Origin of the sequence: Arthrobacter agilis, assembly GCF_030816075.1 — a bacterium.
GTDB classification, from domain to species: Bacteria; Actinomycetota; Actinomycetes; order Actinomycetales; family Micrococcaceae; genus Arthrobacter_D; species Arthrobacter_D agilis_E.
Window position 1 is genome coordinate 411,970 of the sequence record NZ_JAUSXO010000001.1, and the last position, 12,936, is coordinate 424,905.

Annotated in this window: 10 protein-coding genes; 2 read left to right on the plus strand and 8 right to left on the minus strand. The window is 68.5% G+C overall.

Going from position 1 to position 12,936, the window contains the following annotated elements; genetic code table 11:
- The first annotated feature begins 28 nt into the window (after positions 1-28).
- Together QFZ50_RS01900 and QFZ50_RS01905 are read left to right on the plus strand one after the other, a co-directional pair.
- The gene (locus QFZ50_RS01900; RefSeq protein ID WP_307081381.1) at positions 29-1,117 is read left to right on the plus strand and encodes a hypothetical protein; all 1,089 of its coding nucleotides are present in this window, start codon (positions 29-31) and stop codon (positions 1,115-1,117) included.
- Positions 1,118-1,200: 83 nt separating this feature from the next.
- On the plus strand, positions 1,201-3,618 hold the full coding sequence (locus tag QFZ50_RS01905) for a hypothetical protein (protein WP_307081383.1): 2,418 nt from the start codon (positions 1,201-1,203) through the stop codon (positions 3,616-3,618).
- Positions 3,619-3,711: 93 nt separating this feature from the next.
- Here the strand turns inward: QFZ50_RS01905 and QFZ50_RS01910 are convergent, their stop codons facing one another.
- The 8 genes from QFZ50_RS01910 to QFZ50_RS01945 form a co-directional block, all read right to left on the minus strand.
- Positions 3,712-4,791, minus strand: coding sequence for a Gfo/Idh/MocA family protein (locus tag QFZ50_RS01910; protein WP_307081385.1), 1,080 nt, complete (start codon positions 4,789-4,791; stop codon positions 3,712-3,714).
- Between the two features lie 151 nt (positions 4,792-4,942).
- On the minus strand, positions 4,943-6,040 hold the full coding sequence (locus QFZ50_RS01915; RefSeq protein ID WP_307081387.1) for a substrate-binding domain-containing protein: 1,098 nt from the start codon (positions 6,038-6,040) through the stop codon (positions 4,943-4,945).
- Between the two features lie 77 nt (positions 6,041-6,117).
- The gene (mmsB, locus tag QFZ50_RS01920; protein WP_307081389.1) at positions 6,118-7,419 is read right to left on the minus strand and encodes a multiple monosaccharide ABC transporter permease; all 1,302 of its coding nucleotides are present in this window, start codon (positions 7,417-7,419) and stop codon (positions 6,118-6,120) included.
- Between the two features lie 22 nt (positions 7,420-7,441).
- Positions 7,442-8,980: a multiple monosaccharide ABC transporter ATP-binding protein gene (mmsA, locus tag QFZ50_RS01925; RefSeq protein WP_307086583.1), complete on the minus strand. Its 1,539-nt coding sequence runs from the start codon at positions 8,978-8,980 to the stop codon at positions 7,442-7,444.
- 125 nt (positions 8,981-9,105) lie between these two features.
- Entirely contained in the window at positions 9,106-10,329 is a 1,224-nt protein-coding gene (locus tag QFZ50_RS01930; protein WP_307086585.1) for an ROK family transcriptional regulator, read from the minus strand.
- Positions 10,330-10,361: 32 nt separating this feature from the next.
- Entirely contained in the window at positions 10,362-10,883 is a 522-nt protein-coding gene (locus QFZ50_RS01935; protein ID WP_307081391.1) for a gamma carbonic anhydrase family protein, read from the minus strand.
- A gap of 24 nt (positions 10,884-10,907) precedes the next feature.
- Positions 10,908-11,768 carry a formyltetrahydrofolate deformylase gene (purU, locus tag QFZ50_RS01940; RefSeq protein WP_307081393.1) on the minus strand — a complete coding sequence of 287 codons (861 nt, stop codon included), beginning with the start codon at positions 11,766-11,768 and terminating at the stop codon, positions 10,908-10,910.
- A complete protein-coding gene (locus tag QFZ50_RS01945) occupies positions 11,769-12,920 on the minus strand; it encodes an FAD-dependent oxidoreductase (protein WP_307081395.1) in 1,152 nt (383 codons plus the stop codon).
- Positions 12,921-12,936 lie beyond the last annotated feature (16 nt).

Here is a 12,936-nt window from a genome sequence, read left to right on the forward strand (position 1 = left end):
CAAGGTCTCAGCCTGGGGGGGTGTAGCAATGAAGATGCAGAAGCGTCGGTCTCTCGCTACTACCCTGCGCCTGTCGATCCTCACCGGAGTAGGAGCCCTCGGCTGGATGGCACTCGGCGCCTCCGGTGCCTCCGCCGCCGAAGCGCCACACGATGCCGGTCTCCTCGATTCTGTGGTCGGCGTCGTCGATTCCGCGAGTGCACCGGCCGTCTCCGCCCTCTCGAAGCCGCTCTCGGCCGTGGCGGGTCCCGGTCCATCGGCTTCCACTGCACCTCGTCCGCTGCTCGGCGGGCTTCCCGTCGCCCCCGACCTGGTGGCCCAGCTGCCCCAGGTCCTGGGCCAGCCGGCACGCACCGTCCTCGTCCCCGTCACGTCGACCGTCGACGACCTGGTCGCCCAGGTACCCATCGTGCGCAGCGTGGTCCCTGCCGGGACGGTCACCGATGTGACGTCCCCGGTCGTGGGGATCGTCGACGGAACCGTCGGCGGTGTCACCACACCCGTGCTCGAGGCCGTCGCGCCGGTCACGGAGGCCATCTCCCCGGTGGTCGACGTCGTCGTCCCGCTCCCGGACCTCGTCCCGCCGGTCGAGGCCGTCGTCCCGCTCCCGGACGCCGTCGCCCCGGTGGCGCAGCCGGTAGCGCCTGCGCTCGACGGCGCGCCCGAGACCGCAGTAGTGCCCGTCGCCCCGGCCCCGGTCGACGACGTCATCCCTGATTCTTCCAAGGGTGCCGTCGGTGGGGTTGCGCACAAGACGCCGCGGAGTACCTCGCCTGTCCTCTCCGACGGTGGCTTCGATCTGGCCGCCAGGACCGCCGGTCTCACCTCGGGGCTGCTCCTGCCCGCGATCGCCGGCGGAACCGCCGAGGCTGCCGCGCCCGTCCTGGCGACGATCGCCCAGGCCACGCCGGCGGTACCGGATTTCCCGGCCGCGCCCCTGGCGGGTTCCTCCACGGTCCTCGCGTCCATGACCGGCGGCGGCGTCTCAGCTCCGCTCGCAGCGCTCGTCGGAACGGCCCTTCTCGTCTTCATCCTGCTCTCCGGCCGTGCTGCCCGTTCCGCGGCGGCCGGTCTTCCGACATCCCCCAGCTTCGATCCCGGTTCCTCTCCTGATTAGTGGTGGCGTCGCCGTGCTCTGCACGGCAGACGGTCACGGCGCCTCGGGCGTCTCCACACCACTTCCAGCTACAGGAGAACATCATGCGCACATGCGTGCAGCGAGGGCTCTACGGGGTCCTTCTAGCCGGGGGCGTCGTCGTCCTCGGAGCAGGTTCGGCATCAGCCGCGGACCTCTCGGCAACCTCTGACTCCGGACTCGATTCGAGTCTCGGAACCATCATCACCGCACCCCTGCCAGCCGGCACCACGAGCAGCTCGATCATCCAGGAGACCCTGGTCTCGCTCGACGGATCGCTCGAGTTGGGTGCCGGCCTCGGTACCATCGGCAGCGGATCCTCGAACGGGTCCATCGGCGGTCTGCTCGACGGTGGTCTGCTCAACGGCAACGTGATCTCACCGGAGGTCGCCGTGCCGGTGAACGTGTCCGGTAATACGGTGTCCGTGATCGGTGATTCGTCCTCGACGGGCTCCGCTGAATCGACGGGATCGACCGGTTCGACCGGTTCCACCGGCGGTACGCCGGCTCCCGCGCCGGCCCCGGCCGGTGGGGGTCTTCTCAACGGGGGGCCGCTCAACGGCAACGTGATCTCGCCGGAGGTCGCCGTGCCGGTGAATGTGTCCGGCAATACGGTGTCGGTGATCGGTGATTCGTTCTCGACGGGGTCCGCCGAATCGACCGGTTCGACCGGTTCGACCGGCGGTTCCCCGGCTCCCGCGCCGGCGCCGGCCGGTGGTGGTCTTCTCAACGGGGGGCTGCTGAACGGGAATGTCATCTCGCCCGAGGCCGTGGTGCCGGTGAACGTGTCCGGCAATACGGTGTCCGTGATCGGTGATTCGTCTTCGACGGGCTCCGCCGAATCGACCGGCTCGACCGGGTCGACGGGTTCCACCGGCGGTACGCCGGCTCCCGCGCCAGCGCCGGCCGGTGGTGGTCTGCTCGACGGCGGGCTGCTGAACGGCAATGTCATCTCGCCCGAGGTCGCCGTGCCGGTGAATGTCGGCTGCAATGACATCACCCTGATCGGCAACAGCGCCTCGGACTGCACGTCCGGCTCGACGGGCAACACCGGCGGTTCGACCGGTGCTACTCCGGCTCCCGCTCCCGCTCCCGCTCCCGCTCCCGCTCCCGCTCCCGGAACGGCTGATGGCGGTCTTCTCAACGGTGGTCTCCTGGGTGGGAATGTCATCTCGCCGGTGGTCACGATCCCGGTGAACCTCGGCTGCACGGGCGTCACCGTGATCGGTGACCGAGCCGCCGATTGCACGACCGGCTCGACGGGCAACACCGGCGGTTCGACCGGCACTACTCCGGCTCCCGCTCCCGCTCCCGCAACGGCTGATGGCGGTCTTCTCAACGGGGGTCTCCTAGGCGGGAATGTCATCTCGCCGGTGGTCACGATCCCGGTGAACGTCGGTTGCACGGGCGTCACCCTGATCGGTGACAGTGCTTCGGATTGCACGACCGGTTCGACTGGTTCGACCGGTTCGACCGGTTCGACCGGCAACACCGGCGGCAACACTGGCAGTACCGGCGGTACTGAGGGTACGACTGATGGCGGAATCCTGGACGGTAACGTCATCTCTCCCGTCGTCACCATCCCGGTGAACGTCGGCTGCACCGGCATCACCCTGATCGGTGACAGCGCCTCGGATTGCACGACCGATTCGACCGGTTCGACCGGCAACAGCGGCGGCAACACCGGCGGCAACACCGGCGGCAACACCGGCGGCACGACTGATGGCGGAATCCTGGACGGTAACGTCATCTCTCCCGTCGTCACCATCCCGGTGAACGTCGGCTGCACGGGCGTCACCGTGATCGGTGACAGTGCTTCGGATTGCACGACCGGTTCGACCGGTTCGACCGGCAACACCGGCGGCACGACCGGTGGCAACACCGGCGGCACGACTGATGGCGGAATCCTCGACGGTAACGTCATCTCGCCGGTCGTCACCATCCCGGTGAACGTCGGCTGCACCGGCATCACCCTGATCGGCGACCAAAGCACCGACTGTGATGCAGCTGCGGAGGTCCCGACGGTTCCGACGACGCCGACCACGCCGACTACGCCGACCACTCCGACGAACCCGTCGGTTCCTACGACGCCGTCGGTTCCTACGATCCCGACCACGCCGACCACTCCGACGAACCCGTCGGTTCCTACGACGCCGTCGGTTCCTACGACGCCGACCACGCCGACCACTCCGACCACCCCGACGACTCCTGATGTCCCGGGCTCGGGCGACCACGGCACGGACGACGGCACCAACGGCTCAGGTACCGACACTGCACCGGGCACGATCTCCGTGGCCAGCAACGCGGTGAAGGTCACCACGGCCACCGGAGCAGCCGGCTCCGCCGGTACGGCATCCAGTGCTCCTCAGGCGCTGGCGTCCACCGGATTCGCCGAGCAGCAGCTCCTGCTCTTCGGTTCGCTCCTGCTCCTCGCCGGCGCGGGCGGCCTGCTGGCAGCACGACGCTCGACCGCGCGGGCCTAGCCGGAAAGGGTCCCATACCTGAAAGGGACGGGTCCCCCGCAGCGGAGGCTGCGGGGGACCCGTCCTTCGGCATGCGCCGGCCGAGACGATCCGTCAGGCGGCGTCGTTCTCGTACCGCAGGCCGATCGTCTCGCGCACGCCGTCGAGCAGGCGCATGGTCTTCACGGTGTCGCCCACCGGCATGGTCGGGCTCTCGGTGAGTCCCTCCTGGATGCAGCGCGTGACTTCGCGGAGTTCGTAGGTGTATCCCGCACCGACCTGCTCGAACTTCTCCACCCGGGCCTCGCCGTGACCGGCGTCGATCATGAGTTCCTTCGGGTTGTGGAGAGGCCCGCCACCGGTCTTCAGCCAGCCCTTCGATCCACAGACCGTCGCCTGTCCCGGGCACGAGGCGATGAACGACGACGACAACTGGGCATACGCCCCGCTCCCGTAGGCGAGGGTCACGGCGGCCTGCAGGTCCACGCCGTCGTCGTTCAGTGTTCCGACGGCCGAGACCGAGTCGGGGAAACCGAGCGACCCCAGGGCCCAGGTGAGCGGATAGACCGTGAGGTCCATCAGTGCGCCGCCGCCTGCCTTCGGGTCCCACAGGCGGCTGCTCGGATCGTCGGGGGCGGTGAAGCCGAGATCGGCCTGGACCCACCGGATGTCGCCCAGCTCCCCGGAGTGGATGATCTCCCACGCGCGATTGACGCTGGGGAGGAAACGCGTCCACACGGCCTCCATGAGGAACAGATCGCGGTCGGCGGCGATCGCGGCCAGCTCCTCGGCCTCCGCTGCGTTGATGGTGAACGGCTTCTCGCACAGGACGTGCTTCCCGCCGGTGAGGGCCGCCTTGGCGACCTCGTAGTGCTGGCCGTGCGGGGTGGTGATGTAGACGACGTCGACCTCGGGGTCGTCCACGAGACGCTGATAGCCGGCCGTCGCACCCTCGTTCCCGTAGCTCGTGGCGAACCCGAACCGCTCGGCGAAGGCAGCGGCGCTGTCCGCGCTGCGCGAGCTCACGGCGTGCAGCACCGCGTCCTCGAGCAGGGCGATGTCCTGGGTGACCTTGGCCGCGATACCGCCCGTGGCGATGACACCCCACTTCAGGGGGCGGCCGGTGGCGACGACGGGACTGGGTGCTCCTGCTTCCGCGCAGGGGGGAACGATGATGCGGTTCTGTGGGTTCATGAACCCATCCTTGCCGTCCGCGGGGGCCGCGTCCAGCACCCGCGGGGGCTTCGCGACGTCGATCCCGTCCGCCCGGCCGGCCACGAAGAAGCGCCCCGGCCTGGTGGCCGGGGCGCTTCGGTGATGCTGCCGGACGGGGTCCGGACGGTACTTACTTGGTGAGCGCGGACAGCGTCGGGTCGTTGGCGTACGCCTCGGCGGCGTTGTCCTTCGTGACGATCTGCGGCTCGAGGAGGTAGGCGGGAACGGTCTTCACGCCGTTGTCGTAGGAGTCGGGGTCGTTGACCTCGGGCTCCTCGCCGGCCTGCAGGTTGCCGACCATCTCGATGGCGTGCTCAACGAGGGCGCGGGTGTCCTTGTTGATGGTGGAGTACTGCTTGCCCTCCATGATGGACTTCACGGACTCGACCTCGGAATCCTGGCCGGTGACGATGGGCAGCGGCTTGCCTGCACCTTCGACGGAGGTCAGGACGGCGCGGGCGAGCGTGTCGTTGGGGGAGAGGACGCCGTCGAGCTCGGTGGACCCGTAGCTGCCGGAGAGCAGGGAGTCCGCGCGCTTCTGGGCGTTCTCGGCCTTCCAGCCCTGGGTGACAGCCTGCTCGAAGGACGTCTGGCCGGAGACGACGACGAGGTTGCCCTTGTCGATCTCGGGCTGCAGGATGCTCATGGCGCCGTCGAAGAACACCTTCGCGTTGGCGTCGTCAGGGGATCCGGCGAACAGCTCGATGTTGTAGGGGCCCTCGGGCTTCTTGGCCTTCATGCCGTCGAGGAGGGCCTGGCCCTGCAGCTCGCCGACCTTGAAGTTGTCGTAGGCCACGTAGTAGTCGACGTCCTCGGTGTTGAGGAGCAGACGGTCGTAGGCGATGACGGTGATGCCGGCTTCCTTGGCCTGGGCCAGCTGCGTGCCGAGCTGCGCGCCGTCGATGGCACCGACGATCAGGACCTTGACGCCGTTGGTGATCATGGAGCTGATCTGGTTCTGCTGCTCCGAGACGCCGCCGTTGGCGAACTGGACGTTGGGCTTGTAGTCGGCTTCGGTCAGGCCGTCGTTGAAGAGCTTCTCGGCGAGAACCCAGTTCTCCGACGTCTTCTGCGGCAGGGCCACACCGATGGCGGATCCGGTCTCGAAGCCGGCGGCGGCAGCGTCGCCGCCCTCGGCTGCGGGAGCCGTTTCTTCGCGGCCGCACCCGGTCAGCGTCAATGCTGATATTGCAGCGATGGCTGCGAGGGATTTTGCGAACTTACGCATTCCATTCTCTTTCTGTTGCTCTTGCTCTGATGGACGGGTGGAGCTTCCTTGCCTGAGGGCCGGCGTGCGCACGGACCCTAGACGTCGTGGGAGATTACTTCCTTCGTTCCGATGGCCTGCTCGGTCGGAGCGGGTTCGCGAACTGGGGCGTCGGCCTTCTTGCCATCGCCACCCCCGCCGAAGTTCCTCGTGAGCAGACCGATGATCGACGGCTTGCCCTGGCTCTTGTTGTAGACGTCGAAGGCGACGGCGACGAGGAGGACGAGGCCCTTGATGATCTGGGTCAGGTCGGCACCGATGCCGAGCAGCTGGAGTCCGTTGTTCAGGACGGCCATGACGAGGCCACCGATGATGGACCCGACGACGGTTCCCACGCCGCCGCTCACCGCGGCGCCGCCGATGAAGACTGCAGCGATGGCGTCGAGTTCCCAGCCGACGCCGTCGGACGGGCCGGAGGCGGTGGAGCGGCCGACGAAGATCATGCCGGCGAGGGCGGCGAGGACGGACATGTTCATCATGACCATGAAGTTGACGCGCTTGCTTTGGACGCCGGACAGCTCGGCCGCGTGGCGGTTACCGCCCACCGCGTAGACGTGCCGACCGAGGATCGTCTTGTTGGAGATGAAGGCGTAGATGATGACGAGGACGCCGAGGATCAGCCCCGGGACCGGGAACGAGGTGCCGGGACGGCCGGTCGCGAACAGGTAGGTCGCGTAGAGGATGACGGCGCAGAGCAGGCCGACCTTGACCACGGGGACCCAGGTCGGAGGGAGCTCGGCACCGATCCGCTCGAGCTTGCGGCGGCTGCGGATCTCGCGGTAGATGACGAACGCCACCAGGGCGAGCCCCAGCAGGAGGGTCAGGTTGTTGTACCCGGTGCTGGGCCCGACCTCGGGCAGGTAGCCCGCCCCGAGGTACCGGAACCCTTCAGGCACGGGCACGGTGTTCGAATCGCCGACGGCCTGGTTGGCGCCACGGAACAGGAGCATGCCCGCGAGGGTGACGATGAACGCCGGGATGCCGACGTAGGCCACCCAGAATCCCTGCCACAGGCCGATCACGGCGCCGAGCACCAGGCCGAGGACGACACCCAGGTACCAGGGGATGCCCCAGTCCCGCATGGCGATCGCGACGACGATGCCGACGAACGCGGCGATGGACCCGACCGAGAGGTCGATGTGCCCCGCGATGATCACGAGCACCATGCCGATCGCCAGGATCAGGATGTAGGAGTTGCCGTTGAACAGGTTCATCATGTTGCCGGGCGTGAGGGTCTTGCCGCCGGTCTGCCACTGAAAGAACACGACGAGCGCGACCAGGGCGAAGATCATCCCGAACTGGCGGGTGTTCCCGCCGAGGATTTGTTTGAGCGAATTCATGGTGTCTTTCCTAGGGCTACGGTCAGGCAGATTTCCTGCTGGCGGTCATGAGCTTCATCAGCGATTCCTGATTCGCCTCATTGCGGGTCAGTTCTCCAGTGATGGCACCTTCGAAGATCGTGTAGATCCTGTCGGAGAGGCCGAGCAGTTCGGGCAGTTCCGAGGAGATGACAATAACGCCCTTCCCCTGATCCGCAAGCCTCTGGATGATGCCGTAGATCTCGTACTTCGCGCCCACGTCGATGCCGCGGGTCGGCTCGTCGAGGATGAGCAGCTCGGGGTCGGTGAACATCCATTTCGAGAGCACCACCTTCTGCTGATTCCCTCCGGAGAGGGTGGCGACGCCGTCGTTGACGCTCGGCGTCTTGGTGCGCAGGGACTTCCGGTACTCCTCGGCGACCTTGAACTCCTCGTCCCGGTCCACCACGAGGCCGCGCGTGATCTTCTTCAGGTCGGCCGACACCGTGGTGGTCTTGATGTCGTCCAGCAGGTTGAGCCCGAGCGACTTGCGGTCCTCGGTCACGTAGGCGAGGCCGGCGTCGATGGCCTGGGGCACCGAGCGCAGCGTCACCTCCTTGCCGTCGATGAGGATGTGCCCGGACTTGAAGTTGCCGTACGAGCGCCCGAAGACCGAGCGCGCGAGTTCCGTGCGCCCCGCGCCCATCAGTCCTGCGAAGCCGACGATCTCGCCGCGGCGGACGTGGAAGCTCGAGTTCTTGCACACGAGGCGGTCGGGGACCGTGGGGTGCCCGACGGTCCAGTTGCGGACCTCGAAGAAGGTCTCGCCGATCTTCGGCGTGTGCTCCGGGAAGCGGGACTCGAGGGAGCGTCCCACCATGCCGCGGATGATGCGGTCCTCGTCGACGCCGTCGTTCTTGACGTGCAAAGTCTCGATCGACTTGCCGTCGCGGATGATCGTGATGGAGTCGGCGATCTGCTCGATCTCGTTGAGCTTGTGGGAGATCATGATGCAGGAGATGCCCTTGGAGCGCAGGCCCGCCATGAGGTCCAGGAGGTGCTGCGAGTCGGACTCGTTGAGGGCCGCGGTCGGCTCGTCGAGGATGAGGAGCTTCACGGACTTGTTGAGGGCCTTGGCGATCTCGACGAGCTGCTGCTTGCCGACGCCGATGTCCTTGATCTTCGTCGTCGGGTCCTCGGTGAGTCCCACGCGGGCCATGAGGTCGAGGGTGGTCCGGTTGACGTAGTCCCAGTCGATGACGCCGAAACGGGTGGGCTCGTTGCCGAGGAAGATGTTCTCGGCGATCGAGAGCTCGGGGATGAGGGCGAGTTCCTGGTGGATGATGACGATGCCCGCCGCCTCGCTGGAGCGGATGTCCTTGAACTGGACGACCTCGCCCTGGAAGACGATCTCTCCCGAGTAGTCGCCGTAGGGGTAGAGCCCCGAGAGGACCTTCATGAGGGTGGACTTGCCGGCGCCGTTCTCCCCGCAGATGGCGTGGATCTCGCCCGCGCTGACCTCGATGGAGACGTCGGAGAGGGCTTTGACTCCCGGGAACTCCTTGGTGATGGAGCGCATCTCAAGGATGGTGTGGTTGTTCATGGAGCCTCCCGCGGTGACGGCGTTGTCTTGGTGCAGGCCCAACCTCGGCCCGAAAGAATTGAACACGCTAGGGTGCCTTGGCGTCAACTGTTGAACGCAAAGCACGGAGAAAACAGATCAAATCTTTATGCTGAGCTCGCCAGGGCAGGGGTGAGTCCCGGGTGGGCGAGCACGACGGCGGCGCCGCCGAGGGCCTCGGCGCGGTCCCCGAGCGAGGACATGCACACGCTCGTGGTCTCGCCGATGAGCGGGACAGCGTGGCGGGCGAGGCCGCGCCGGACGGGCTCGAGCAGGATGTCGCCGAGGCTCGTCAGCGGGCCTCCGATGACGATCGTCTCGGGGTTGATCAGGTTGGCCACGTGGGCGAGTGCGCGGCCGATGGCGGCACCGGCGTCGTCGATGACGCGCAGGGCCGCGGTGTCGCCGGCGAGGGCCCACTCGATGATGCGCTGGGTGTCCACGGTCTCGGCGCTGCCGCGGCCGAGGAGCTCGATCATCGTGGACGTGGAGGCGACGGTCTCGAGGCAGCCCCTGTTGCCGCACCGGCAGATGACGCCCTGCTCGTTGATGGTGGTGTGCCCCAGTTCCCCGGTGACACCGACGTTGCCGTAGTACAGCGACCCGTTGAGCACCAGGCCGGAGCCGATCCCGGAGCCCACCTTGATGAACAGCAGGTTCTCCACCGCGCTGTGCGGCCCCCACGTCACCTGGGCGAGCGCGCCGAGATTGGCGTCATTGTCGATGAACACGGGGACCTGCAGCCGTTCGCCGAAGGTCTCGCGGATGTTGATCCCGACCCACTCGGGCAGGATGGCGCCCTGCACCACCGTGCCGGTCCGCCGGTCGATGGGGCCGGGGATGCCGATGCCGGCGCCGAGGAGCGCGCGGCGGTCGATGCCACCGTTCGCGAGCAGGGCGTCGAGGAGGTCGGAGGCCGCCCGGAGCCCCTCGACGGCACTGTGGCCCGGCCGCAGGCTGACGGAGGCCTCCTGCAGGATCCGGTAGTTGGGGCTGGCGAGGACCACCCGGAGGTGGCGTCGTCCGATGTCGATGCCGGCGGCGACCTGGCCCTTGTCGTTGAGGATCACGGAGAGCGCCCGGCGCCCGGAGCTGGTGGTCGGGGTGGTGCTCACGATGCCCGACGTGGCCATGACCTTGACGATGTTGGAGATGGTGGCCGTGGACAGGCCGGTCTGCCGGGAGAGCTCGGCCTGCGTCTGCGGCCCGCCGCTCATCAGCGCGGCGATGACGCGCCGCTGGTTCTGCTCGCGCAGTGCGGATTGGGAGCCCGGCTTCGGAAGCGCGGTGTTCAGGGGTGTCCTCATCGTCGAGGGGAGTTCTGCGGGCATGAGGTCAAGGGTGCCGCAGGCGGACTTTGTAGTCAAGAAGTTAACGCTTGGTGATGCTCCTCCGCGAGCCTGGTATACCGCTCGGCATTGTCGCGGATCGCCTGGACCTCGGCGTCGTCCAGGGCGCGGCGCACCTTCGCCGGCACCCCCGCCACGAGCGAGCGCGGCGGCACCACGGTGCCCTCCAGCACCACGGCACCGGCGGCGACCAGGGAGCAGGACCCGATCACGGCACCGTTGAGGACCGTGGCGCCCATGCCGATGAGGCAGTCGTCCTCGATGGTGCAGCCGTGCACGACGGCGCCATGCCCGACGCTGACGCGGTCGCCGATCCTGGCCGGGTAGCCGGGGTCCGCGTGCACCACCACGTTGTCCTGCAGGTTCGTCCCGCTCCCGATCCGGATGGACGCCGTGTCCGCACGGACGGTCGCGCCGTAGAAGACGCTCGCGGAGGTCCCGAGCGTGACCTCGCCGATCAGGGAGGCGGTGGGCGCGGTGAACGCGGCGGCGCCGGTGTCGGGGGTCCTGCCGCGGAAGGGGATGAGGTTGGTCATGACGTCAGCCTAGGCCGACCGGCGTCAGTTGAAGACGATGGTGCGACGGCCGTCGAGCAGGACCCGCCGTTCCGCGTGCCACTGGACCGCCTGCACCAGGGCGCGTCCCTCGAGTTCGCGGCCGATCGAGGCGAGCTGTTCGGCCGTGCGGGCGTGGTCCACGCGGATGACCTCCTGCTCGATGATCGGGCCCTCGTCGAGCACGGCCGTCACGTAGTGGGCGGTGGCACCGATCAGCTTCACGCCGCGCGCGTGGGCCTGGTGGTAGGGACGCGCGCCCTTGAAGGACGGCAGGAAGGAATGGTGGATGTTGATGGCACGGCCGCGGAGGTCCTCGCAGAGCCCGTCGCTGAGGATCTGCATGTAGCGGGCGAGGACCACGAGTTCGATGTCGTGGCGGTCCATGAGGGCCCGCAGCGCGTCCTCGGCGTCCTGCTTGGTCTCGGGCGTCACGGGGATGTGGTGGAACTCGATGCCGTAGAACGCGGCGAGGCCCTCGAGGTCCCGGTGGTTGGAGACGATCACGGGGATGTCGATGGCGAGCGTCCCCGAGCGGTGCTGGAACAGGAGGTCGTTGAGGCAGTGCGCGGCCCGGGAGACCATGATGAGCGTCCGTGTGCGGCGGGCCGATTCGGCGAGCGCCCACTCCATCCCGAACTCCGTGGCGACGGGCTCGAGCGCGGTGCGGAGATCCTGCAGGGTGGCCCCGGTGGTGAGCGCGACCCTCATGAAGAAGGTGCCCGTGTCGGGGCTGCCGTACTGCTGCGACTCGGTGATGTTGGCACCCACCCCCACGAGGGCGCCGGAGACACCGTGCACGATCCCGGGCCTGTCGGGGCAGGAGAGCGTGAGCGAGTAGGAACGGGAGGTCTCGGGGGAGGTCACCTACGCCAGATTACCGGCAGGGCCCTCGTGTGACGCGATGCTTCGGAGGGAGCCGACCGCGGCTGCCGCAGCGGCACGGCCCGCACGGGAGGCACCGAGGGTGGATGCCGATGCCCCGTACCCGACGAGCAGGAGGCGCGGCTCCTTCACGACGTGCACGCCGTCCGTCCGGATGCCGCCGCCGGGCTCCCTGAGGTGCAGGGGTGCGAGGTGATCCAGTGACGCCCTGAAGCCCGTCGCCCAGAGGACCGCGTCCACGGGTTCCTCCGAGCCGTCGGCGAACACCGCCGAGTGCTCGCGCAGTTCGGTGAGCGGTCCGCGCGACACGAGGATCCCGGCGTCGATCCCCGCCTGGTACTGGGGGGTGAGCGGCAGTCCGGTGACCGACACCACGCTGGCCGGGGGGAGGCCCGCGCTCGTCCGCGCGGTGACCTCGGCCTCGACCTCCCGTCCCCACTCCGGGTCGAACGGACGGCGCGTGAAGGCCGGCGGGCGGCGCGTGGACCAGCTGGTCGTCGCGCCGGCCTCGGCGAGCTGCAGCAGGAACTGCACGGCGGACGTCCCGCCGCCGACGACGAGGACCCGCCGGTCCGCGAACTCGGCCGCGGACCGGAAGTCGTGGGTGTGCAGCTGGCGCCCCGCGAACACGTCCCGCCCCCGGTAGTAGGGCCAGTACGGGCGGTCCCAGGTCCCCGTCGCGCTGATGACCGCATCGGCGATCCAGGTGCCGCCCGTCGTCGTGATCCTCAGCGGGCCCGAGTGAGCGTCGTCGGGGAGGTCCGCGCCGTCCGGCTCCACCCGGAGCACCGTGACCGGGCGGACGACCGGCAGGGCGAACTCGCGCTCGAAGGCACCGTAGTAGCGGTTCACGACGGCGGAAGCCGGCTCCTTCGGGTCCGGCGCGCCGAGCGGGAAGCCGGGCAGGCTGTGCAGGGCGTGGGCGGCGTCGAAGGTCAGGGCGGGCCAGCGATGCAGCCAGGCACCGCCCGGCGCGGGGTTCGCATCGAGGACCACGAAGTCCCGGTGCGGTTCGAGTCCCCGCCGCGCCAGGTGGTAGGCGCTGCTCAGCCCTGCCTGGCCCGCGCCGATCACGACGACGCGCACCCTGCGGGATTCCCCGTCCACCGCTACCTGCCGAGCCGACCCGAGCATGACCCAAGACCTTTCC

What these genes read in the sequence shown, in the direction of transcription:
- QFZ50_RS01900 (WP_307081381.1), top strand. Translation starts at nt 29, where the DNA reads ATGAAGATGCAGAAGCGTCGGTCTCTCGCTACTACCCTGCGCCTGTCG.
- QFZ50_RS01905 (WP_307081383.1), top strand. Translation starts at nt 1,201, where the DNA reads ATGCGCACATGCGTGCAGCGAGGGCTCTACGGGGTCCTTCTAGCCGGG.
- QFZ50_RS01910 (WP_307081385.1), bottom strand. Translation starts at nt 4,791, where the DNA reads ATGAACCCACAGAACCGCATCATCGTTCCCCCCTGCGCGGAAGCAGGA.
- QFZ50_RS01915 (WP_307081387.1), bottom strand. Translation starts at nt 6,040, where the DNA reads ATGCGTAAGTTCGCAAAATCCCTCGCAGCCATCGCTGCAATATCAGCA.
- mmsB (WP_307081389.1), bottom strand. Translation starts at nt 7,419, where the DNA reads ATGAATTCGCTCAAACAAATCCTCGGCGGGAACACCCGCCAGTTCGGG.
- mmsA (WP_307086583.1), bottom strand. Translation starts at nt 8,980, where the DNA reads ATGAACAACCACACCATCCTTGAGATGCGCTCCATCACCAAGGAGTTC.
- QFZ50_RS01930 (WP_307086585.1), bottom strand. Translation starts at nt 10,329, where the DNA reads ATGCCCGCAGAACTCCCCTCGACGATGAGGACACCCCTGAACACCGCG.
- QFZ50_RS01935 (WP_307081391.1), bottom strand. Translation starts at nt 10,883, where the DNA reads ATGACCAACCTCATCCCCTTCCGCGGCAGGACCCCCGACACCGGCGCC.
- QFZ50_RS01945 (WP_307081395.1), bottom strand. Translation starts at nt 12,920, where the DNA reads ATGCTCGGGTCGGCTCGGCAGGTAGCGGTGGACGGGGAATCCCGCAGG.